This is a genomic window from Erwinia sp. MYb375 (assembly GCF_037479175.1).
GTDB lineage: Bacteria > Pseudomonadota > Gammaproteobacteria > Enterobacterales > Enterobacteriaceae > Erwinia > Erwinia rhapontici.
The window spans coordinates 461,833-481,954 of sequence record NZ_JBBGZS010000011.1 but is presented as its reverse complement, the minus strand read 5'-3'; the positions used below and the strand labels follow the sequence as shown (position 1 = coordinate 481,954).

The window sequence follows — 20,122 nt, the reverse complement described above, 5'->3', positions numbered from 1 at the left end:
TGAATACTGGACACATATGACTAAAAAAACACCACAACGAGAATACTTTTTGGATTCGATTCGCGCCTGGCTGATGTTATTAGGGGTGCCTTTTCATGTCTCATTGATTTATTCCACACAAAGCTGGTCGGTCAACAGTGTCGCGCCCTCCGAATGGCTGACGCTGTTGAATGACTTCATCCATGCGTTTCGCATGCAGGTATTCTTTGTTATTTCAGGCTATTTTTCCTATATGCTGTTCCTGCGCTACACCCCGTCAGACTGGCTGAAGGTGCGTGTGGAGCGGGTTGGCATCCCGATGCTGACCGCCATTCCCCTGATTACGCTGCCGCAATTTTTTATGCTGAAAGAGTGGACCAGTAAGATCGGTGACTGGAGCAGCAAGACACTGTATGAGAAATATAATGCGTTGGTGTGGGATCTGATTTCCCATCTGTGGTTCCTGCTGGTCCTGATCGTACTGACCGTGGCGGGCTTTTGGCTGTTCCGTTTTCTGCGCGATGGCACCCGTGAGAAAACAGACTATTCCGAACTCACCTGGACCCGTTTAACCTGTTTTATTCTGCTTTGCAGCCTGGCCTGGGGTGCATTTCGTCGTCTGATGTTTATTTTTGCACCACAGATCCTGAGCGATGCGCTGTTTAATATGGCGGTGATGCAGACACTGATGTTCCTGCCCTTCTTTATACTGGGTGCCATGGCATGGAAATACCCGGCGATTAAGGCCCTGTTTGTTCGTCCGGTTCCCTGGACCTTTGTGGGATCGGCGCTGGCTTTTGCCGCCTATGTGGCCAATCAAACCTGGAGTAAAGGGGAAGGCTGGCTGTATGAGATCGATGCGGTGGTCTCGATGCTCATGGGCCTGTGGATGGTCAACGTGGTGTTTACCTTCGGTCATCGCCTGCTGAACTCCCACTCTCCACGCGTGACGTATCTGGTGAACGCCTCGCTGTTTATCTACCTGGTCCACCATCCGTTAACCATTCTCTATGGCATTCTGTTTGTGAAGCAGATCGACAGCAACACCCTCGGGTTCTTCGCCGGTCTGGTGTTTGTGTTTGGCATCGCCTTCCTGCTGTATGAGATCCATCTGCGCATTCCGCTGCTGCGCTTTCTGTTCTCCGGGAAACCACAGCGCCAGTAATAGCAGGGGGCGACCGTAAAAAAGGTCGCCCCTACAGCAACCATTCGATTGGCAGGCGCCATACCAGACGCACCAGCAGACGCTGTATCAGCCGGGTACGCGGCTCATGCTTATGCACCACTTCATTGGCCCCTTCCCCCGGATACTCCACCCAGTTAACCCGCCCCCATTTATCCAGACGTAGCGTCCAGGCGCGGTCGCGCATACTGCTGATAAATCGCTCGTGAATGCGCGTTGCCAGCGCATCATTCTCAATCACCAGCCCCATTTCGGTATTCAGCACGGCAGAGCGCGGGTCAAAGTTAAACGAACCGATAAACACCGTCTGATTATCCACGCTGAAGGTTTTTGCATGCAAGCTGGAACCCGAGTTCCCGGTCAGACCGCGATCGTGGCTGGGCTCACGCGTTCCACTGTGCGGCTTAAGCTCGTATAGACGAATACCGTGACGCAGCAGCTTTTTACGCCATTTGGCATAGCCCGCGTGCACAATCGACACGTCATTGGCCGCCAGCGAATTGGTGAGAATTGAAATTTTCACCCCTTTGCGCACCAGGGCCAGCAGTTGCGCTACGCCAGTGCGCGTTGGCACAAAATAGGCAGAAATGATGTCGAGCTGCTGCTGCGGTTTACCAATCACCTCCAGCAGGCGTTGCGACAACAGCGTACTGGTTCTGGCCCGTCCCAGCCCTTTGCGCGGATCGTCGCTCAACAGACGCGTTTTCGCCCAGGTAAAAGGCAGCTTTCGATTGTCTAACTGGGTCACGAACGTTGACTCATCCACCTGACGTAAATAGCGCGCCACCTGCGGGCTGTCGCGCCAGGCCTCCGGCAGTGACACCGCCGACGTCTCGCCCTCTTCCTCTTCTACCACGCGGCGCAGCGGTGCCACGGGCCGGCTCTGCCAGTAACGGTCAAAGTCCTGCGCCACTTCATCCACCACCGGGCCCACGGCCAGCACGTCCAGATCGGAAAACAGTGGTTCATCACCCACGCCAAAATATTCATCACCGATATTACGGCCACCCACAATGGTGGCCTGATTATCGACGGTGAAACTTTTGTTGTGCATCCGTCGGTTCAGGCGGGCAAAGTCCGTCAGGTAACCCAGCGCCCTCAGCGTGCGGAAGGTAAACGGGTTAAACAGGCGCACTTCAATAAGCGGGTGGCGGTTCAGTTCGCTCAGGGTCCGGTCCAGTCCCTGAGTGTTATTGTCGTCCAGCAGCAGACGTACTTTCACGCCGCGCTGGGCTGCCGCCAGCAGTGCGCTGAACAACAGCCTGCCCGACAGGTCGTTCTGCCAGATGTAATACTGAATATCCAGCGTACTTTCCGCCAGGGTGATCAGCTGATAGCGCGCGGCAAAGGCATCCAGCCCTTCGGCCAGCGGATAGACCCCACTGTACAGGGGATGCTGTGCGACCAGTGGCGTAATCGCCTGCGCCAGGCGTGTCGCGTCAGCCGGGCTGGCTGCCTGCAGTGGGTGAAGCGTGTCGGTCATCAGCAATCCTTGTGCGGTAATACGGTTATTCATCCGGTTAACTCCGGCCTGGCCCACAGTCTGTTCAGGCCTGCAAACATATAGTCTAGACTTAGCCCATCGCCTGCGTTTTATTCCCTCAGGAGAACATTATGCATGATGGACATTACCCGCCCGGTCTGTTTTCCAGCTTCTACCAGGGGAGCTTCGCCTGCTCCACTGCCTGCCGGACACCGGGCAAGCGCGCCGACCTGATGATCAGCAGCGGACATGACACGCTGCTGGAGAAAGATTATGCGCTGTTAGCCAGCCATCAGATCCTGACGGCACGCGATGGTGCCCGTTGGTATTTAATTGAATCGCAACCCGGAGAATATCACTGGGACAGTTTTTTGCCGCAGCTAAAAGCATCGGAAAAGTACGGTATTGAAATGATCTGGGAGCTGGCCCACTTTGGCTGGCCGGACGGGCTGGATATCTGGCAGCCTGAATTCGTTGATCGTTTCAGCGCCTTTGCCCGCGCCCTCGCCCGCCTGATGCGTGAAGAAGGTCATACCCGCCCGTTTATTACCCCCATGAATCAGATTTCATTCTGGTCATGGGCCGGTGCGGAAATCGCCTGGTTTAATCCTTTTGTTACCGGGCGCGGTCGCGAACTGAAACGGCAACTGACCCGCGCCAGCATTGCGGCGATGCATGCCATGCGTGAAGAACTGCCTGGGGTGCGCTTTGTACTCACCGATCCACTGGTCAACGTCGCAGCCTCCGGGTATTCCACCGCCGCCCGATTACAGGCTCAGCAACAGCATCAGGCGCAATATGAAGTCTGGGACTGGCTGGCAGGACGAAGTGAACCGGAACTGGGGGGGGCGGAAGATCTGCTGGATATTATGGGGCTGACCTGGTACCCGGACAATCAGTGGTTCCATAACGGCGACCCGCTGGAACCGCACCACCCGGACTACCGGCCGTGTAAATGTGTTGTTTCAGGAAGTGTGGCAACGCTATCAACGCCCCCTGCTGATCGCCGAAACCGGTGCAGATGCGGGCCAGTCTCAGACGTGGCTTAACCTCGTCAGTCAGGAAGGCGATCTGGCACTGAAAGCGGGCGTACAACTGGAGGGCATTTCGCTCTATCCCGTTGTTGATTACCCGGCATGGGATGATGACCGTCGCTTACCTGCCGGATTATTTGGTCTACCCGATGCGAATGGCAATCGCACCATCAACGAATCAATGGCACTGATGCTTCGCAGTCAGCAGATAAAACATCAGCAGGAGCCGATCAGGACATCCACAACGTAATGCCGAGGACAAAGATAATCAGCGTGAAAGAGGTGACAGCCAGGACCACAATGGCAAACTGCGCATCATCTAACGGTACACGAGGTTCTTTTTCAGACTCAGGTTTGGAACTGTTTTTCATGTTCAGCCACAGCGTACCGGCAAAACGATCCTGTTGGGTGCCGGTAAAAAATGAAAGACGTCCCTTTCACCAAAAAAATAAGCAACACTAACGAAAGTACACTATTCCACCCAGGTTTATAGCGTCAAAAAGTGTCAATCATTCTCAAATAATCGCGCAGGATAATAGCACAACTCCCAGTTTGATTAACGTAATAAATTGATTCATCACTGCTAAAAAAGGAATAAGATAGACTCTTTTCTTCTGAAATCAGGCAGGTGCAGTAATTCACCCACTGAACAGTCAGACAAAATGATTATCAATCTTAACTAATATTTCCAGACAAAAATAACAATAAGGGCGTTGCCGCAGCAACGCCTTAGCCGGGTCAGGACCAGCGACGGAAAATCAGGGAGGTATTGATGCCACCGAAGGCAAAGTTGTTGGACTGAATGTAGTCCGTCTGTATCGCACGGGGTTGCTGCATGATGTAGTCCAGCGCGGCACAATCCTCAGCGGGTTGAGTGAGGTTCAGCGTAGGGGCGAACCAGCCTTCACGCATCATCTCAATGCTCATCCAGGCTTCCAGCGCGCCACAGGCGCCCAGCGTGTGACCAAAATAACTTTTCAGCGATGAAACAGGCGTACGGTCGCCAAAGACTGCCGCCGTGGCATGACTTTCCGCCACATCACCACGGTCAGTCGCGGTGCCGTGGGCGCTGATATAACCCATATCCTCGGCTGTCAGCCCTGCCGAGCGCAGTGCCCGCTCAATGCAGATTTGCATGGTTTCACGCTGTGGCTGGGTAATATGCGCGGCATCACAGTTGGTATAAAAGCCGACAATCTCCGCATAAATCGTCGCACCGCGCGCTTGCGCGTGTTCCAGATCTTCCAGCACCAGTGTCCCGGCTCCTTCGCCAATCACCAGCCCGTCACGTTGCGTATCAAACGGTGAAGGCGTGCTTTCTGGGCGGTCGTTACGCTGGCTGGTAGCAAACAGCGTGTCAAACACCGCCGCTTCTGAAGGGCACAACTCCTCTGCTCCGCCGGCGACCATCACCGTCTGATAGCCGTGGCGAATCGCTTCCCAGGCATAACCGATGGCCTGGCTGCCGGAGGTACAGGCGCTGGAGGTCGGGATCACCCGGCCCCGCAGGCCAAAGAACAGTCCGGCATTCACCGCTGTGGTGTGCGGCATCATCTGCACATAGGTGGTGCCGGTAATGTTGTTAGTGTGCTTTTCCGTCAGCATGGTGGCAAATTCGCTGACCGGGCCGGTACTGCCGGTTGAGGAGCCATAAGCAATGCCGGTATCACCGTTGGTCAACACCGGGTGCCCCAGCAGACCGGCCTGCTCCAGCGCCAGTTCGGTAGCACGCGTCGCCATCAGTGAGACGCGCCCCATGGAACGGATGCGTTTACGAGTGTAATGCTCCGGCAGCGTAAAATCATCTACGGGTGCCGCTAACAGGGTATTCAGGCCATCATAAATCTGCCACTCCGGCATCTTACGGACCGCATTGGTGCCCGCGAGCAAACGCGCTGATACCGACTGCCAGTTGTCACCAAAGGCGGTCACGCCCCCCATTCCTGTTACCACAACACGGCGCATCAGAGCATCCCCCCGTTAATCGAAATGACCTGGCGGGTGACATATCCCGCGATATCAGACATCAGGTAGCTGGCCAGCCCGGCCACTTCCTCTGCGGCCCCCATGCGTTTCATCGGGATCATCTTCAGCGCCTCATCCACCGCCACCGGTTCCATCTGGATCATGCCCGTATCAATCAGGCCCGGTGCGATGCAGTTAACGGTGATTTTACGTTTCGCCAGCTCAATCGCCAGCGCCTTAGTGGCACCGATAATGCCCGCTTTGGCCGCACTGTAATTCACCTGTCCGCGATTGCCCATCATGCCGGAAACCGACGAGAGGGTAATAATGCGCCCGCCTTTGCGCAGTCCGATCATCGGCATCACACAAGGCTGGATCACGTTATAAAAACTGTCGAGGTTAGTGTGGATCACCTGGTCCCAGTCGTCATCGCTCAGCGCAGGAAATGCACCGTCGCGAGTAATACCGGCATTGCTGACCACGCCATAATAAGCGCCATGCTGCTCGATATCCGCGTCAAGACGGGTGCGGCACATCTCGCGGTCGGCAATATCAAAGCCCAGCACGCGCCCCATGCCTCCGGCCGTTTCTATCTGGTGCAGCGTATCCCGTGCGCCCTGCTCATCGCTGTGAAAATGAACGACCACGGTAAATCCATCGGAGGCCAGGCGCAGCGCAATCGCGCGGCCGATACCTTTACTGGCGCCGGTGACTAAGACAGAACGCGTCATTCCTGAATATCCTGTTGCATAAGTTGTTGAAGTTCCTGGTCATCTGGCTGATAGGTATTCAGTCGGCCATGGGCCCAGGTGTCGCCATCAATGGTGATGACGCCGTCGAAACTGCCTATTTTTTCATCGCGCATCAGCAGACTGACGCGAATATCCAGCACGCTGTCGGCGGGGAAGCTCGCCTGCTCGCTGCGGTAGCCGCGCCCCCCCAGTAACATGCCGGGACGCGGGGGATGTTGCTGTTGCTGGCGGCCATGCCAGCCTGACCAGACGCCTATCGTCTGGGCAATAATTTCAATGCCGAACCAAGCAGGCAATGCCCCCTGCGGGTTGAGAAAGGGGGCCAGCACACTGTCAGCACTGACCCGTACCCGGCAATGGGCCTCTTCGTCACTGACCATCAGCACCTGCTCCACCAGCACCATCGGCGAGGCATGCGGCAGGTAATACGCGGCGGGTTGATACTCTGACATCACGGCGTTCCTAAAATCAGGCAGGCATTATTGCCGCCAAAAGCAAAAGAGTTACTCATGATCACCGGGCGTTTCAGCGGCTCGGGCGCCGTCAGCAGACCGCAATCTGGCAGGCCGCTGTCCGGGGTGCTGGCGCTGAAATCTTGCGGCGGCAGCGGCAGGTGGCGTGTGAGGATCAGCCAGCACAGCGCCGCCTCAACAATGCCTGCGGCACCGAGCGTATGTCCGGTTAAGTGCTTGGTGGAGCTACAGGGTACCTGGTCGCCAAACAGCGCACTGACCACGCCCGCTTCAATCTGATCATTTAACCGCGTTGCCGTACCGTGCAGGTTGATATACCCCACCTGCTCCGGGGCCAGACCCGCCTGTTGCAGCGCCATAGTAATCGCGCGTTTGGCCCCTTCCCCTTCAGGATGGGGTGCCGACATATGCCAGGCGTCCGAGGACTCACCATAACCCAGAATCGCTACGGGCTGCGGCTCGCGGGTCAGCAGCATCAGCGCCGCCCCTTCGCCAATCGTGATGCCATCACGCTGCTGGCTGAACGGCACGCAGCGTTGCGCCGATAACGACTCAAGGCTGTCAAAACCGTTGAGCGGCATACGACTGAGCGTATCGGCCCCGCCGACAATCGCCACATCCGCCAGTCCGGCGTCAATCAATCGCTGCCCGCTGATCAGCGCCCGCGCGCTGGAGGAGCAGGCCGTCGACAGCGTGTAGGCCGGGCCGCTCAGTTGCAGATAGTCCGCCAGAAAACGCGAGGGATCGCCAAGCTCCTGCTGGAAATAGTGATAATTTTCGCTGTCACCGCTGATAAAACGATCGCCTTCATCCAGGCCAGATGTGCTGGTGCCGAGCACCACCGCCACGCGGTCTGCACCAAAGTGCGCGATCGCCGCCTGCACTTCCGTTTCAATCTGTGCCAGCGCCGCCAGTAGCAGCTGGTTATTCCGGCTGTTATGCGCCGCCAGCCGGGCCGGAACCGCGGGTAATTCCGCATCCACCCGCCCGGTCCAGCAGGGTTTATCGCCGATCAGCCATCCGCTGTCGGCACGCATCCCCGGTGCCACGCCGCGCACCAGGTTATCGGCGATGTCATCGGATGTTGCACCCAGCGCATTGAGCATACCCACCGCAGAAATAAACATCATCACCCGTCCAGATTCTGAATCAAGATATGGTAGCCAAAAGCAAACTGCTGAACACTGATCGGCATCCGCTGTGTCCCGCGTTGCAGGTAGCGGATCTCCGTGATCAGTTTGCCCCCGTCATCGCGCAGCTGCCGGCGGTCGCCCTGGTCTGCCAGCGTCCAGCCCGCCGGCAGGCGCGGCAACCACACGGAAACAGGCCAGTGGCTGAGCATAATATCAGCCAGCACCTGGCTGGCGGGCGGCATCTCCGGCAGGACCAGCGCCTGTTCGGTGTGAATGCCGCTGGCATCATACGTCACCCGAAACAGGCGGATGCCGAGTGATGATAACCCGGCCAGCGTCAGTTGCTGACCATCGGCACTCAGTAACACCAGCAGCGACTGCTGTTTACCCTTAAAACTCCCGGTCAGCAGCTGTTGCTGACTGAAAGCCGGATCAATGGCCGGCGGCGGTAACGTCACGCGTACGCCCGGTTTAAGCCAGGCCTGCGGCCGGGTGTCATCCGGTTTTCCGGCACAGCCCGTGAGCAGCAACGCGGCGCAGAACAGCGCCAGAAGGCTTTTCATTTTTTTCTCCGTTTCGCCGGCAGTGCCAGCGGGGACAGTAAGAACGCGGTAAAGATGCCGCTGCACAGCACAATGCCGAAACTGCTGATCGCCTGGGTACTGCTGAACACCAGCATCCCCAGCGTCAGCAACGTGGTCGCCATCGCCAGCAACACCGCCAGCAGAGAGGTTATCGGCGTCCCACGCGGATTGCTGAAGAACAGGGTGTAATTAATCCCAATGCCCAGCACCAGTACCAGCGCCAGCAGCGAAAACAGGTTAAGCGAATGGCCGGACAACGCCAGCGCCGCCAGTCCACCGCCCAGTGACAATACGGAAGGGATCACCGTCAACAGCCCCTGACGCCAGCCAAGGCGCAGCACATTGCTCAGCGCAATCGCCACCAGCGCGGCTGCCAGCAGCCAGCCCAGCAGGGTGCGGTAAAAGGCAAACAGCGTATCGAAGGTCTGTTTACGGTCAATCCAGCTGACGCCCGGCAGGCTGTCAGCCAGTTGCGCCAGTGCGGCACGATCGCTCACGCCGCTCAACGGCACCAGTACGCCGCTGCGCCCGTCAGGCAGCGTCAGCCACAGCAGACGCCAGCCTTCGCTGTTCTGACTGTTGAGCCAGGCTTCCGGCGTCAGCGGCTGCGCGCTGAGATCGGGGGCATTCACCGTCACGCCGGCCTCGTGCAAACGGGCGAGCACCGTCGGAGCCGCCTGCTGCAGCCGCTGTAAATCCTGCTGCTGCTGCGCCAGGGAGGAGAGTGGCAACAGGCGGTAACTGTTGAGCCAATGCTGACGGCGCGCATCGGCCAGTTTCGGGGCCAGCGCCTCCAGACGTTGCAAGGTCTGCTGCGGGTTATCGCCGGAAACCGCCATCCAGGTCTGATCGGCACTCTGACCGGTGAGCGCAGTGACCTGCCGCTCCACGGCCAGCAAATGCGCGGGCAGCGCCTGGAGCTGGGAAATATCATCATCAACGCGCAGCTGGCTGATCCCGCCCAGTGACAGCAGTGCCACCAGCAGTGGCAGACCGATACGCAGGCGGTTGTTGCGCCGCCACGCCGCCAGCCAGCGCCCCATCAGCGCCATCAGCGGCACCGGACGCACCGGCAAGCCTTTCACCAGCAGCGGATACCAGCAGATCACCGTCAGGCAGGATGCCGTCAGGCCAACGGCAGCGAACACCGCCAGTTGGCGAATCCCCGGGAAGGGTGCCACCACCATAATCAGCCAGGCAATGGCGGTAGTGCCCAGCGCCAGCAGCAACGCACGCATCACCTTATGCAGGCTCTCCTGCGGGGTCATATCTGCCCCGTGGACCATGCGCTCCGTGAGGTAATAGAGGGTGTAATCGGCCGAAATCCCGACAATGCTCAGGCTCATCACCAGCGTCATCAGGTGCAGCTCACCGAAGCAGAGGAGCGTGATCACCATCCCTGCCAGTGCGCCAATCCCTACGGAGAGCGCGCAAAGCAGCAGCGGTCGCGGTGAACGAAACACCGAGAAAACCAGCAGCAGCACACCAACAATGGTGGCCACCCCAAGGGTGGAGACATCATGCCGCGCCTGCTGGCTGGCATAATCACTGAACCAGACGGTACCGCGTGACAGCAGCTGTGCATCCGGGTACTGCTGTCGCAGCTGCTGCTCGATATCCTGAAGCTGGCCAACAATGGCGTGGCTTTGCTGCATATCGAACGAGCTGCTGGCCAGTTCGCCATGAATAAAGTACCAGCGCTGCTCCTGCTTATCGCGGGTGGTCAGCCAGCCGTTGCTCAGCCCGAGCTGGCTGGCATTTTGTTGCATCATTAGCTGTGCGCCACGCACCAGCATCAACGGATCGTGATTCAGTTCCTGCCCGCTCACCCCGGCAAACGCGGAATAGAGCTGTGCCAGCACCCAGTCGGCCTGGGCGGCTCCGCCGTTTTCCAGCCGTGCGCGCGTGGCGGCATCAATCATGCTGTTTCGGTGCTGAAAAGCAAATTGCCCCCAGGCCTGCTGTTGCTGTGCGTCCAGCGGCCCTTTCACCTGCTTCAGTCCGTCAAGCTGTTGCAGCTTCGTCAGCAACGTCTGTGCCACGGCGGGGTTATCCTGCTTCCCGGCGCTGACCAGCCATACCATCTGGCGGTCAAGACGCTGCATAAAGCCCTGTTGCAGGTCGGCCGGCATCGCGCCCATCGACTGAGCAGGCAGCAGCGCCAGCACGCTGCTGTTAATACGCGCCTGCGGCAGCAATGCCGCCAGCCCGGCCAACAGCAGCAGACAGACGATCAGCCAGGCAGCGGCAATCTGACGCGGTCGGTTAGAAAACAAAACGCTGCTGCTCTTCATCGGTCAGGTGAGCCGGCGTCAGGCGCTGATTGCTGAGGGTAATATCCGTACGATCGCCCTGTCGGTCATTCAACTGAATGCTGTCGAGATACGCAGCACCCTGTAAGGTGATGTTGTTAAAAAGTTTATCCAGCGGCGAAGTGGTTGGCGTCAGCACCAGGCGCCAGTGGTCCTGCCCGAGATCGTGGAAATCCAGCGCAAAGTTCTGCTCCAGGACGCTACGGTCTGCCTGAAACAGGGCGCGCAGCAGATGGTTGAACTGGAACATCTGCGGATTGCTGTCGGCAGTGACAATTTCCGGCGGCTGGCCGTTCATCACCTGGACCATACGTTTTTCATCCAGCACCAGCGTCAGCGGGAAAGGCTTCGCCTGCTGCCACCACAGCCCTTTATCCTGGGCTATCAGCAGTTGGCCACTGGATTTCAGGGGTTGCGCCATGCCTTTGATGGTGCGCAGCTGGTTGAAGTCCGCCCGTACCACCGGCTGGCTGGCAAAGCGCTGTTGCAGTGCGTCCAGCGTGACGGCCTGCACGCTGAGGCTGGTGAGCATCAGCAAGGTGAAAAGCATGTTGATCATAGCGTGACTCCCAGACGATCAAACAGGATCTGCGGCGAGACAAAGCTGATGCCCGTCTCCCCTTCGGCCACCGCAACCTGAATGGTGTAACCGGTGGTGGTACGCTGGCCGCTCTCTGCATCAAAAATCTGATAAGCGATGCGCAGGCGATTCTCCACTTCTTCAATGGTGGCACGCACGCGGATACGCTGCTCAAACGTCAGGGTGCCGCGATATTTTACCCGTGTATCCACCACGGGCCAGACGTAGCCCGAGGCCTTCATCTCGCGGTAGCCATAATTAAACTTGCCCAGCAGCGCTTCGCGGGCAATCTCGAAATAACGGAAATAGTTGCCGTGCCAGACCACGCCCATCGCATCCACATCGTGGAACGGAACAGTCAGCTCAACCTCAACAGAGAAACGCGCATCGTTTAACACCGGGAATCCTTCTCTTCATGTTCGGTCGGGGGAGCTTCCGGCAGTTGCCAGAAGTCGAAAAAATTAAACCAGTCGAGTGGCGACAGCAGCGCATGGTATTCCAGCCGCTGTGCATAACGATCGACGGCCTGCTGTAAGGCGTACTGGCGCGTCGCGCGCGGCAGTTCCAGCGGATCGGCGAACGGCTCGCAGTGCAGACGCAGCGTGCTGCCCTGACGCAGGGCAAACATCAGCATCACCGGGCAACGTAGCGCCGCCGCCAGCACAAAAGGCCCCTGCGGGAAGGGGGCCGGTTTGCCAAGAAATTTGCTCCATATCACACGACGACTGCCGCCGCGCTGGCGATTGACCGCCGTGCGGTCACCGACAATCGCCACCCATTCTCCAGCATCGAGCTTCTGCCGCAGCATGATGGCGGTTTCCGGGCCGATATGACTGACCGGGATCACATTAATACTGGCCTCCGGAGCAATCTCGTCCAGGACCTGTTTGAAGCGCTGCGCATGGTCGGTAAACACCAGCGCGTTGATCACCAGCCCACTCACCTGCTGTGCCAGTGCACGGCAGGCCTCAATATCGCCCAGATGCGAGGCGAGGATCAGTCGCCCCCCCGGCGTGCCGTGGTTGATAATAAACCCCGGCACCGGGGGCGAAATCAATGTCTTTACCCCAGCGCAGATCGCCGCGCCAGCTGGCAATTTTGTCCAGCATGGCATCACCAAAACGCAGGAAGTGGCGGAAGCTGCTCAGCGGTTTGGGCAATGTCATCTGCTGCGATTGTGCATAATCACGGATGGCATTCAGCCACTGCACGGAGGCGCGGCGCTGTTCGCCGCCGGTCAGCCAGTACACGGCGGTCACTGGCCAGAGCAACAGCGTAAAAGCCCGGCGGCCAAAGCACCGATACACGGTGAGCATAAAGCGTATGCCCCACAGCCCGCTGCGTTCCGGGATGGCTGACCAGTGTTGTGAACTTTTTCTGCGCCAGAGTAATGAAGGAATACGCGGCAGCATGCCGAAGAACAGCCGGGTGTGCATCCAGGAGATACGCAGGTTATCGCGCAGCGCATCAAAGTGTGACAGCCCGTCCTGCGGGTAGGTTACGCGGGTGGCAACGAAGTGCGAAGGCGTGCCCGCCCAGTAGAGGCGCACCATAATTTCCGTATCAAAATCCATGCGCTGACCGATGGCACGGCGCTGTGCCAGTGCCAGCGTCGGGGCCAGCGGATAGACGCGGAATCCGCACATGCTGTCTTTCAGGGAAAACGACAGGGTTTCCACCCAGACCCAGAAGTGGGTGATATAGCGGCCATACAACCGCGCCCTTGGCACCGAATCGTCATACTGCGGCTGGCCTGAGATCAGCGCTTCCGGCGCGGCACGCGCTGCCTCCAGCAGGCGCGGGCAGTCTTCGATCTGATGTTGCCCGTCAGCGTCCACCTGCACCGCATGCGTAAAGCCCTGACGGGCCATCTCCGTCAGCCCGGCCAGTACCGCCACGCCCTTGCCCTGATTGGTCGTAAGACGGTGGAGCTGCACGCCCGGCCCCACCAGCGCATCGAGCTGACGGGCGGTGGCAGCATCGCTGCCATCATCGACAATCAGTACCGGTAACGTAAACGGGGCCAGACGGGCCAATACCGAGGCCATCATCATGCCGTGGTTATAGCAGGGGATCACCACGCAGGGGCGGAACGTCTCGTTTAACACAGACGAATTTTCCCGCTACTGGCCGGGTGGAAGCCCATATCGGTCACACGCTGATACTGGAAACTCAGCCCTTTTTCAGGCTGCCAGCTCAGCGTCAGTTTCAGCGTAGCGCCCGGCAGGATCGGCTGCTGAAACTTAATGTTATCCACAGAGGCAAACTGCAGCCCTGGGGCCAGCAACGTGGTGCCATAGTGGATCACCCAGTCCAGCTGCGCCACGCCGGGCAACAGGGGCTGCTCAGGGAAATGGCCCTGGAACCAGAACAGATCGGCATCGACGCGCAACAGCAGTTCCGCTTCGCTGTCCTGCTGTTGTACCGCAAGCTCAACGGGCAACATGAAATAACTCCTGTATCTCCGGCCAGGCACGTTTGCTCTGACTGTTATGCGGGATGATCTCAACCACCCGCCAGAACCGGGGCATCGCCACCGGCTCTAACCAGCGTTGCAGTTCATGACGCCACTGGCGTTTGAGTACGTTGAGATCGCTCTGTGGCTGATGAAGCACCAGTACCACGCCAATGGCGCAGCGATCGCCGCGCACCACCTGGAGCGCCACTGCATCGGCCACCTCCGGCAGCGCCAGCAGCCGCCGCTCAATCTCACTGAGCGACACGCGTTTATCTTCGATTTTCACAATACGATCATGGCGGCCGCAGAGCTGAAAACCCTGCTCACTGAACACCAGCTTATCATCCAGCATCAGCCCCTGCGGCTGTGGGATCAGCGCCGAACGCACCCACCAGTTTTTCTGCTCATCCTGGCGGAATGTCACCCCGCTGAACGGCTGCCACGCGGTGTCATCACGCGTGCGGCTTCGGCTGGCGATGGCGCTGGTTTCGGTACTGCCGTAGATCTCTTCGACCGGATACCCGGTCCACTCCGCTACTGACTGCGCATCCCGCCAGCGCAGCGCACCTCCGGCAGAGACCGTCAGGCAGCAATCAGGGGCCGCCAGGGAGAAATCAATATGGCGCAGAAAGGCCGGGCTACTGATAAAGGCATAGCGCCCGGCGGGTTGCGCCACCAGCTGTTCACTGTAGCAGACCTGGTGGCTGTCAAATGGCAGCCCCAGCGCCATCGGCATGACCAGGCGGAAACTCAGCCCGTAGAGATGCTGATGAGTGACCGACGCAATCAGAGTGCAGCCTTGCAGACGTTCGCCCCACAGCGTATACAACCAGCGCGCCTCTTCATCCAGGCTGGCAATGGGTTTACTGACCTGCCGTGGCGTGCCCGTAGAACCGGAGGTAAACAGGATGATGGCGGCGTCAGGGGCCATCGGCGGCAACGCGGTGTCAGTCGCCCTGCCCGCCTCTTCGACCTGCCAGACCGGGCAGTCGAGGGGAAATGCCCGATCGCTCAGCACGCCGTCGAATTCCGCACTCTGCTCCGCCAGCAGTGAGGGCCGGCAGTGGCCGGGGATCAGCGGTGTTTTTCCCGCATGCAGCGCGGCCAGTAACGCCACGCTAAACAGGTAGCAGTCTTCAAAGCACAGCGCCCAGCGTTGCCCCGGATGCGCCAGCAGACGCGTGCCCAGCGCGATGACCTGTTGCTGCCACTGCTGTCGGGTCCATTCACGCGTGCCGCTGCGTGCCACGATGCCCGGCGTGGCGGTGGTCAGCCAGTCGCCCATTGGCAAGACAGGGTGACTCACCGCGCTGTCCTTACGCGCTGGCGTACACACCATTCGCCCGCCATCAACAGCCCGATTAACAGATAGCTGATTAGTCCGTTCCACCACGTCCACCAGAAAAGAGAAGTTTGCAGGCAGGTGACCAGCGCCACCCCGCCATTTATCAGAAAGAACAGGCACCAGACCTGCGTGACGCGACGGGTGTATGCCACCGCGCGCGGCGGTAAATCGTTTTCACGCAGGCGGGCCAGGCGTTCCACCAGCGGCATGGCGCTGAATAAGGAGCTGGCGAAGAGCAATAACAGAATGGCGTTCACCGCCACCGGGTACCACAGCAACAAATGATGGTCGCGCAGCAGCATGCTGGCCGCACACAGCCCGGCCCCGGCCACTGCCAGCCATTTGCCTGTCCTCGCAAATGCCCCTATCTGTCGACGCAGCCCCAGCCAGCGCAGCACAAACAGCAGTGCCATTAACGGCAGCAGCCAGTGGTATTGAGGGTGAGTAAGGCTGAAGCCGACCAGAAATGGCCACAGCACCAGCAACAGCCCGGTGAGCATACGTAGCATCAGTTCGCTTTCCCGGCCGCCGTTAACGATCAGCCTTCACTCAGCAATTGTTCTACCGCATCCACCACATCCTGCACGGTGCGTACTGATTTGAAGATCTCAGGTTTGATTTTACGGCCAATGCGCTTTTGCAGATGCACCACCATATCGACGGCATCAATGCTGTCCAGTTCGAGGTCTTCATACAGACGTGATTCCGGTTTGATATCGTCCGCATCCAGCTCAAACAGTTTGACCAGCAGGCCAGTAATTTCCTGATAAATTTCGTTCTTATCCATTACGGTCTTCTCCTGGATACAATCAGGCCGTCAGCGCAGAACGCTGGGCATGGATAAACGCCGCCAGAGTGGCAACGGAGTAAAAATGCTGACGCATCTCGTCGCTTTCAGCAGAGAGCACCACGCCGTAACGGCTTTTCACCGCCAGGCCCAGTTCCAGGGCGTCGATAGAGTCAAGACCCAGGCCGTCGCCAAACAGCGCCGCGTCGGTCTCAATATCCATCACACTCACCTCTTCCAGATTAAGCGTGTCGATGATCATCTGTTTAATTTCGAGCGTTAACTCATCCATACTGTTTCCGAATAATTATTGATGTTCTGGTGTTAATGCATTTTGCAAATAGTGAGTGAGGTGACGCGCGGCACGTGACTCCAGCTCCCCCTCTCCGGCCCAAAATGCGCTGCCGTCAATGCGCTGCTGCACGCGCACGGTGAACAGCGGTTTTTCTTCCGGTACCTGATACCAGCGGCTCTGTTTGTCGAGCATACGCTGAGTACAGACAATATGAACCAGACGCAGATCGCAACGGCATCGCACCGCAATATTCGCCGCGCCGCGCTGGAGTTTAAGGGGTTCGCCATAACGGGTACGTGTCCCTTCCGGGAACAGGATAATCGCATCGCCCTGATCCAGACGGCGCTGGCTATCCGGCAGCAGCGTTTCCCCCTGGCTGTTCACCAGATAATCCGCAGCACGCACCACCCCGGAAAGGAAAAAGTTTTTCTGTAATCCGGCTTTCACCAGGCAATCCGCTTCCGGCATCACCGACGCCAGAAACACGTAATCCACCAGCGAAGGATGATTCGCCACGATCAGACAACGACGATCCTGCTGCAACAGTTCGGCCCCTTCAATGCGGTAGTCAAACACCCCTAGGGTACGGCAGCAGCGCAGGAAAAGACGAAAACAGCGCGAGATACTGCGTCGCGCCAGGCGGCGGCGCTGCTGAGGATTGCGCAACAGCAGCAGCAGGTTAAACCACACCAGCGACAGCATCAGCCCACCCAGACCAAACAGCGTAAAACACAGGCCGGTCATCAGAATGCGCCAGTAGCGACTGAGGTAACGATAAGGTCGGGCTCGCAGAGTGAGATCAGTCATAGCGACACGCCCACCGCCAGTGCAGACGATCGCCCGGCACGCTGAAGTGCGCCTGACGTGCCAGCCAGCCGTGCAGGAACAGCAGACTTTGCGGCAGCGCGGACGACGCACCCGGCGTAGCCTGCGGCTGGCTCACACACTGACAGGCGTCACCCGGTGCCAGCAGCAATGCCACCGCATACGCAGAAAACAGCGTCAGCTCAGGAATATGCGGGTGATAGATATCAGGAATGGTGCCGTCAAAATCCACCAGCAGCACATGGTGGTAGCCCGCGGCATGTAACGCGGCCACTTCCACCATCCCCTGCTGGAAAGAGTCTACTCCGGCTGACAATGACGTTGAGACCAGCGGGGCTTCGGCGGCAATGGTCAGGCTGCCCACCGCCGCATTGTGCACCGACATCGCAAAGTCTGTCGGCGACAGATTCTGCTGTTTTGCCAGTGCCGTGAGAATGCGTAGATTACGCTCCAGTTCACCGTGACGGCTGGTAAATACCAGCGCATCCACGGGCTGACGACGCATGACAGACAGCCCACAATCCACCGCCGAGCGGCTGCCGCTGTTCAGACGCCGCGCAGTCATCATCGGCAGCTGGCTGCATTTGGCCAGTTGCTGCGTGCTGTCGATGACGGGCGGCTGCATTGCCCAGTTTTGCCAGTGCTCAGGCTCATTCAACCCGGGCGCGCTAGCCTGCCAGTCGAGGAGTGTAAAGGCTAAATTCATGCTGATTCTTCTTGCAGCGCGGGAACGTTCTCCGCCCTGTATTCGAGTAATTTGATCATGCCCACAGAGGGATCGTCACTGCGGTTCATCGGTCCATTCAGCGGCACCCGTGCCGCATGGCTAAACCACAGCATAGCGTTTAGCAACGGGTGCTGGCATTCGGAATTAACCGCATTTGCGATATAAAACGCTGTTAACGACTCACCCCATTTAATGGGTTGTCGGCCAGGCTGGCAGGATCTTTAATGCCTGAGCGAACCGACGCCTGACGATTAGGGTGTTTTTGAGGATGCCAGACGTAACTGGATGTCCTTATCGAGGTTATTGACCCAACGATTGTAATTACGGTGAATTTCACCCGGTGCGGCCATCAAGTTATTGCTACCGACATAATTGATAGAATAATGGTTCGCGCCGTAGGTAATGCGAATATCGGCGCTATGGTTACGCTGAATGATCCGCCCGGTAATCACGCCCGGCTGCTGTGGCTGCATCACCCATTGACGTGCGCGCCCGGCGTCCAGAATGGCCGTTTGCAACTGATTGTCGCTGTAATCAGCATTCAGCGTTTGATTGATATTTTTTACCGGTTCAGTGCGCGCGCACCCTGCCAGCGCAAAGGCGCATAACAGTGTGGCGAAAAGACGTGACTTTTTCATAGCATCCCTAAAAATAATCTATAATTTCCAGCTAGTTATTTGCACAAATAGCACCCATTACGGAGATTTTTTTCCGCATGACTCAGACTATTAATTGTAAAGATTCGCATAATAGCATTCGTTGCTAAGCAATGAGAAGTACTAAAGAATCCGATTGATTCCCAATTTTTTCTCGTTATTGATTGGCATCAAGGGTGCCACTGACGCTACGCTGTCGTGGGGATTGTCTGAAGGGGGCAAGGTTATGAAGCCATCAGGCTGGATAGAAATGGCGCGCGATGACGCGACGTCGATTGAAACCCTGCGCGCTCATTTTACCGGCCACGCTTACGATCCACACTGGCATGACAGCTACCTGGTCGGTGTGACCGAACAGGGTGTGCAACAGTTTCATTCGCGTCGCCAGCAGCATCAGAGCCGTCCCGGTACGGTATTTTTACTGGAACCGGGTGAACTGCATGATGGCGATGCGATCGACGAAAGGGGTTTTACCTATCGTATGCTGTATATCGACCCGCTCACGCTGCGCCAGCAATTAAGCAGCCTGTTTAGTGAGATTCCCGACCGTTTTGAACTGAACTTTGCCCGTACCCTGAGCAGCGATCGTCAACTGGCGTGGGCAACACTTCATGCCTTTCAGGCTCTGCATGACAATGAGTTGAAAATCATCAAAGAGAGCGCGTTACAGCGCCTGTTTTCTGCCCTGACACGCCACCTTCACTGGCGGCGCCCCCTTCAACTGGCTGCGCATGAGAACACCCTGGCGCTGCGGGCGCGCGATTTTATGCTGGACCACCGTTATGACAATATCGGCCTGAGCGATATGGCAGCGGCGCTGGAGGTTGATCGTTTTCGTCTGTCACGCGAGTTTCACGCTCACTTTGGCCTGCCTCCTCATGCCTGGCTGATTCAGTTGCGCCTGAGCGAAGCGCGCCGCCTGCTGTCGGCCGGTCAGCCCCCAGCCCTGGTTGCGGCACAGCTGGGATTTGCCGATCAAAGCCATCTCGGGCGCTGGTTTAAACGCGCCTATCAGCTGACTCCCGCTTTTTATCAACAGCACTGCACAAATCTTCCAGACTGAGCCGCCGCACTGATTTACGCTGCGTTTTTTCTCCGTCAGAAGGCAAAAATGATGAATGATGTTCGTTGTGTGGTGGTACTGAATAGTGCGTTAACCGTGGGCAAGGCGGCCAACGCCGCCGCGGTACTGAGCCTGACGCTGGGGCAGCGTCATCCGCATCTGGTCGGTGATGCGTTAGCGGATGCCAGTGGCCAGTGCTATCCGGGCCTGATCCCGGTGGGCATCCCGGTGCTGTCAGCCGATAATACCCAGTTGAGTGTGCTGCTTGAGTGCTGCGAAGAGCAGCAGTTTGATGCGATTATCTTTCCGCAGGAGGGCCAGATGACGGTGGATTACGCCGAATTTTCAGCTGCCGTCAGTCAGATTGCCACCGCCGATCTACAACACCTCGGGCTGGCTATCGCCGGGGAGAAGAAGGCACTGCGGAAACTGACGGCGAAACTGAAACTCTTTGGCTGATCGCAGGCCGACAGCAGCAAGCCTGCCTA

General features: G+C 58.1%; 21 protein-coding genes and 2 pseudogenes. 4 read left to right on the top strand and 19 right to left on the bottom strand.

Annotated elements, in window-relative coordinates; genetic code table 11:
• The first annotated feature begins 16 nt into the window (after window positions 1–16).
• Window positions 17–1,144 carry a glucans biosynthesis protein MdoC gene (gene mdoC, locus WH279_RS04745; RefSeq protein WP_200640477.1) on the top strand — a complete coding sequence of 376 codons (1,128 nt, stop codon included), beginning with the start codon at window positions 17–19 and terminating at the stop codon, window positions 1,142–1,144.
• A 31-nt stretch (window positions 1,145–1,175) separates the two neighbouring features.
• Here mdoC and WH279_RS04740 read toward each other — a convergent pair whose 3' ends face one another.
• Window positions 1,176–2,645 carry a phospholipase D family protein gene (locus WH279_RS04740; protein WP_339455229.1) on the bottom strand — a complete coding sequence of 490 codons (1,470 nt, stop codon included), beginning with the start codon at window positions 2,643–2,645 and terminating at the stop codon, window positions 1,176–1,178.
• 131 nt (window positions 2,646–2,776) lie between these two features.
• Between WH279_RS04740 and WH279_RS04735 the strand changes: the two are divergent.
• A pseudogene (locus tag WH279_RS04735) lies at window positions 2,777–3,929 on the top strand (beta-glucosidase).
• Here WH279_RS04735 and WH279_RS04730 read toward each other — a convergent pair.
• The 18 genes and pseudogenes from WH279_RS04730 to WH279_RS04645 all read right to left on the bottom strand — a co-directional run bounded on the left by WH279_RS04730 (window position 3,910) and on the right by WH279_RS04645 (window position 18,553).
• A complete protein-coding gene (locus WH279_RS04730) occupies window positions 3,910–4,050 on the bottom strand; it encodes a hypothetical protein (protein WP_162900974.1) in 141 nt (46 codons plus the stop codon). The pseudogene WH279_RS04735 and the gene WH279_RS04730 overlap by 20 nt on opposite strands.
• Window positions 4,051–4,417: 367 nt before the next feature.
• Window positions 4,418–5,644 (bottom strand): beta-ketoacyl-ACP synthase, encoded by a 1,227-nt coding sequence (locus tag WH279_RS04725; protein WP_339455163.1) that lies wholly within the window; start codon window positions 5,642–5,644, stop codon window positions 4,418–4,420.
• Window positions 5,644–6,375 carry a 3-ketoacyl-ACP reductase FabG2 gene (locus WH279_RS04720; RefSeq protein WP_339455162.1) on the bottom strand — a complete coding sequence of 244 codons (732 nt, stop codon included), beginning with the start codon at window positions 6,373–6,375 and terminating at the stop codon, window positions 5,644–5,646. Before WH279_RS04720 ends, WH279_RS04725 begins: the two co-directional genes overlap by 1 nt.
• Window positions 6,372–6,848 (bottom strand): hotdog family protein, encoded by a 477-nt coding sequence (locus WH279_RS04715; RefSeq protein WP_339455161.1) that lies wholly within the window; start codon window positions 6,846–6,848, stop codon window positions 6,372–6,374. The genes WH279_RS04720 and WH279_RS04715 overlap by 4 nt, the downstream gene beginning before the upstream one ends.
• On the bottom strand, window positions 6,848–7,999 hold the full coding sequence (locus WH279_RS04710) for a beta-ketoacyl-[acyl-carrier-protein] synthase family protein (protein ID WP_339455160.1): 1,152 nt from the start codon (window positions 7,997–7,999) through the stop codon (window positions 6,848–6,850). The genes WH279_RS04715 and WH279_RS04710 overlap by 1 nt, the downstream gene beginning before the upstream one ends.
• Entirely contained in the window at window positions 7,999–8,565 is a 567-nt protein-coding gene (locus WH279_RS04705) for a DUF3261 domain-containing protein (protein ID WP_339455159.1), read from the bottom strand. Before WH279_RS04705 ends, WH279_RS04710 begins: the two co-directional genes overlap by 1 nt.
• A complete protein-coding gene (locus WH279_RS04700) occupies window positions 8,562–10,880 on the bottom strand; it encodes an MMPL family transporter (RefSeq protein ID WP_339455158.1) in 2,319 nt (772 codons plus the stop codon). Before WH279_RS04700 ends, WH279_RS04705 begins: the two co-directional genes overlap by 4 nt.
• A complete protein-coding gene (locus WH279_RS04695; protein WP_339455157.1) occupies window positions 10,852–11,457 on the bottom strand; it encodes an outer membrane lipoprotein carrier protein LolA in 606 nt (201 codons plus the stop codon). The genes WH279_RS04700 and WH279_RS04695 overlap by 29 nt, the downstream gene beginning before the upstream one ends.
• A complete protein-coding gene (locus WH279_RS04690; RefSeq protein ID WP_159337103.1) occupies window positions 11,454–11,876 on the bottom strand; it encodes an acyl-CoA thioesterase in 423 nt (140 codons plus the stop codon). Before WH279_RS04690 ends, WH279_RS04695 begins: the two co-directional genes overlap by 4 nt.
• A pseudogene (locus WH279_RS04685) lies at window positions 11,870–13,532 on the bottom strand (glycosyltransferase family 2 protein). Before WH279_RS04685 ends, WH279_RS04690 begins: the two are co-directional and overlap by 7 nt.
• Window positions 13,533–13,579: 47 nt before the next feature.
• Window positions 13,580–13,924 (bottom strand): 3-hydroxyacyl-ACP dehydratase FabZ family protein, encoded by a 345-nt coding sequence (locus WH279_RS04680; RefSeq protein ID WP_339455156.1) that lies wholly within the window; start codon window positions 13,922–13,924, stop codon window positions 13,580–13,582.
• On the bottom strand, window positions 13,911–15,221 hold the full coding sequence (locus WH279_RS04675; RefSeq protein ID WP_445235251.1) for an AMP-binding protein: 1,311 nt from the start codon (window positions 15,219–15,221) through the stop codon (window positions 13,911–13,913). The genes WH279_RS04680 and WH279_RS04675 overlap by 14 nt, the downstream gene beginning before the upstream one ends.
• 17 nt (window positions 15,222–15,238) lie before the next feature.
• Window positions 15,239–15,790 carry a hypothetical protein gene (locus tag WH279_RS04670; RefSeq protein WP_339455154.1) on the bottom strand — a complete coding sequence of 184 codons (552 nt, stop codon included), beginning with the start codon at window positions 15,788–15,790 and terminating at the stop codon, window positions 15,239–15,241.
• A 29-nt stretch (window positions 15,791–15,819) separates the two neighbouring features.
• Window positions 15,820–16,068, bottom strand: coding sequence for an acyl carrier protein (locus WH279_RS04665; RefSeq protein ID WP_200640497.1), 249 nt, complete (start codon window positions 16,066–16,068; stop codon window positions 15,820–15,822).
• A gap of 22 nt (window positions 16,069–16,090) precedes the next feature.
• On the bottom strand, window positions 16,091–16,360 hold the full coding sequence (locus WH279_RS04660) for a phosphopantetheine-binding protein (protein ID WP_200640499.1): 270 nt from the start codon (window positions 16,358–16,360) through the stop codon (window positions 16,091–16,093).
• 15 nt (window positions 16,361–16,375) lie between these two features.
• Complete coding sequence (locus WH279_RS04655; protein WP_200640501.1) at window positions 16,376–17,170, bottom strand: lysophospholipid acyltransferase family protein; 795 nt, start codon at window positions 17,168–17,170, stop codon at window positions 16,376–16,378.
• Window positions 17,163–17,894 carry a beta-ketoacyl synthase chain length factor gene (locus WH279_RS04650; RefSeq protein WP_339455153.1) on the bottom strand — a complete coding sequence of 244 codons (732 nt, stop codon included), beginning with the start codon at window positions 17,892–17,894 and terminating at the stop codon, window positions 17,163–17,165. The genes WH279_RS04655 and WH279_RS04650 overlap by 8 nt, the downstream gene beginning before the upstream one ends.
• 272 nt (window positions 17,895–18,166) lie before the next feature.
• The gene (locus WH279_RS04645) at window positions 18,167–18,553 is read right to left on the bottom strand and encodes a hypothetical protein (RefSeq protein WP_133840952.1); all 387 of its coding nucleotides are present in this window, start codon (window positions 18,551–18,553) and stop codon (window positions 18,167–18,169) included.
• 244 nt (window positions 18,554–18,797) lie between these two features.
• Here WH279_RS04645 and WH279_RS04640 point away from each other — a divergent pair, with 244 nt between their 5' ends.
• Window positions 18,798–19,634 carry an AraC family transcriptional regulator gene (locus WH279_RS04640; RefSeq protein WP_159337106.1) on the top strand — a complete coding sequence of 279 codons (837 nt, stop codon included), beginning with the start codon at window positions 18,798–18,800 and terminating at the stop codon, window positions 19,632–19,634.
• Between the two features lie 51 nt (window positions 19,635–19,685).
• Window positions 19,686–20,093, top strand: coding sequence for a DUF2000 domain-containing protein (locus WH279_RS04635; protein ID WP_133842085.1), 408 nt, complete (start codon window positions 19,686–19,688; stop codon window positions 20,091–20,093).
• Window positions 20,094–20,122 lie beyond the last annotated feature (29 nt).

Bases quoted from the DNA above. Each gene is read 5' to 3' on its own strand.
- mdoC (WP_200640477.1), top strand. From the start codon at position 17: ATGACTAAAAAAACACCACAACGAGAATACTTTTTGGATTCGATTCGC.
- WH279_RS04740 (WP_339455229.1), bottom strand. From the start codon at position 2,645: ATGACCGACACGCTTCACCCACTGCAGGCAGCCAGCCCGGCTGACGCG.
- WH279_RS04730 (WP_162900974.1), bottom strand. From the start codon at position 4,050: ATGAAAAACAGTTCCAAACCTGAGTCTGAAAAAGAACCTCGTGTACCG.
- WH279_RS04725 (WP_339455163.1), bottom strand. From the start codon at position 5,644: ATGCGCCGTGTTGTGGTAACAGGAATGGGGGGCGTGACCGCCTTTGGT.
- WH279_RS04720 (WP_339455162.1), bottom strand. From the start codon at position 6,375: ATGACGCGTTCTGTCTTAGTCACCGGCGCCAGTAAAGGTATCGGCCGC.
- WH279_RS04715 (WP_339455161.1), bottom strand. From the start codon at position 6,848: ATGTCAGAGTATCAACCCGCCGCGTATTACCTGCCGCATGCCTCGCCG.
- WH279_RS04710 (WP_339455160.1), bottom strand. From the start codon at position 7,999: ATGATGTTTATTTCTGCGGTGGGTATGCTCAATGCGCTGGGTGCAACA.
- WH279_RS04705 (WP_339455159.1), bottom strand. From the start codon at position 8,565: ATGAAAAGCCTTCTGGCGCTGTTCTGCGCCGCGTTGCTGCTCACGGGC.
- WH279_RS04700 (WP_339455158.1), bottom strand. From the start codon at position 10,880: ATGAAGAGCAGCAGCGTTTTGTTTTCTAACCGACCGCGTCAGATTGCC.
- WH279_RS04695 (WP_339455157.1), bottom strand. From the start codon at position 11,457: ATGATCAACATGCTTTTCACCTTGCTGATGCTCACCAGCCTCAGCGTG.
- WH279_RS04680 (WP_339455156.1), bottom strand. From the start codon at position 13,924: ATGTTGCCCGTTGAGCTTGCGGTACAACAGCAGGACAGCGAAGCGGAA.
- WH279_RS04675 (WP_445235251.1), bottom strand. From the start codon at position 15,221: ATGGGCGACTGGCTGACCACCGCCACGCCGGGCATCGTGGCACGCAGC.
- WH279_RS04670 (WP_339455154.1), bottom strand. From the start codon at position 15,790: ATGCTACGTATGCTCACCGGGCTGTTGCTGGTGCTGTGGCCATTTCTG.
- WH279_RS04665 (WP_200640497.1), bottom strand. From the start codon at position 16,068: ATGGATAAGAACGAAATTTATCAGGAAATTACTGGCCTGCTGGTCAAA.
- WH279_RS04660 (WP_200640499.1), bottom strand. From the start codon at position 16,360: ATGGATGAGTTAACGCTCGAAATTAAACAGATGATCATCGACACGCTT.
- WH279_RS04655 (WP_200640501.1), bottom strand. From the start codon at position 17,170: ATGACTGATCTCACTCTGCGAGCCCGACCTTATCGTTACCTCAGTCGC.
- WH279_RS04650 (WP_339455153.1), bottom strand. From the start codon at position 17,894: ATGAATTTAGCCTTTACACTCCTCGACTGGCAGGCTAGCGCGCCCGGG.
- WH279_RS04645 (WP_133840952.1), bottom strand. From the start codon at position 18,553: ATGAAAAAGTCACGTCTTTTCGCCACACTGTTATGCGCCTTTGCGCTG.
- WH279_RS04640 (WP_159337106.1), top strand. From the start codon at position 18,798: ATGAAGCCATCAGGCTGGATAGAAATGGCGCGCGATGACGCGACGTCG.
- WH279_RS04635 (WP_133842085.1), top strand. From the start codon at position 19,686: ATGAATGATGTTCGTTGTGTGGTGGTACTGAATAGTGCGTTAACCGTG.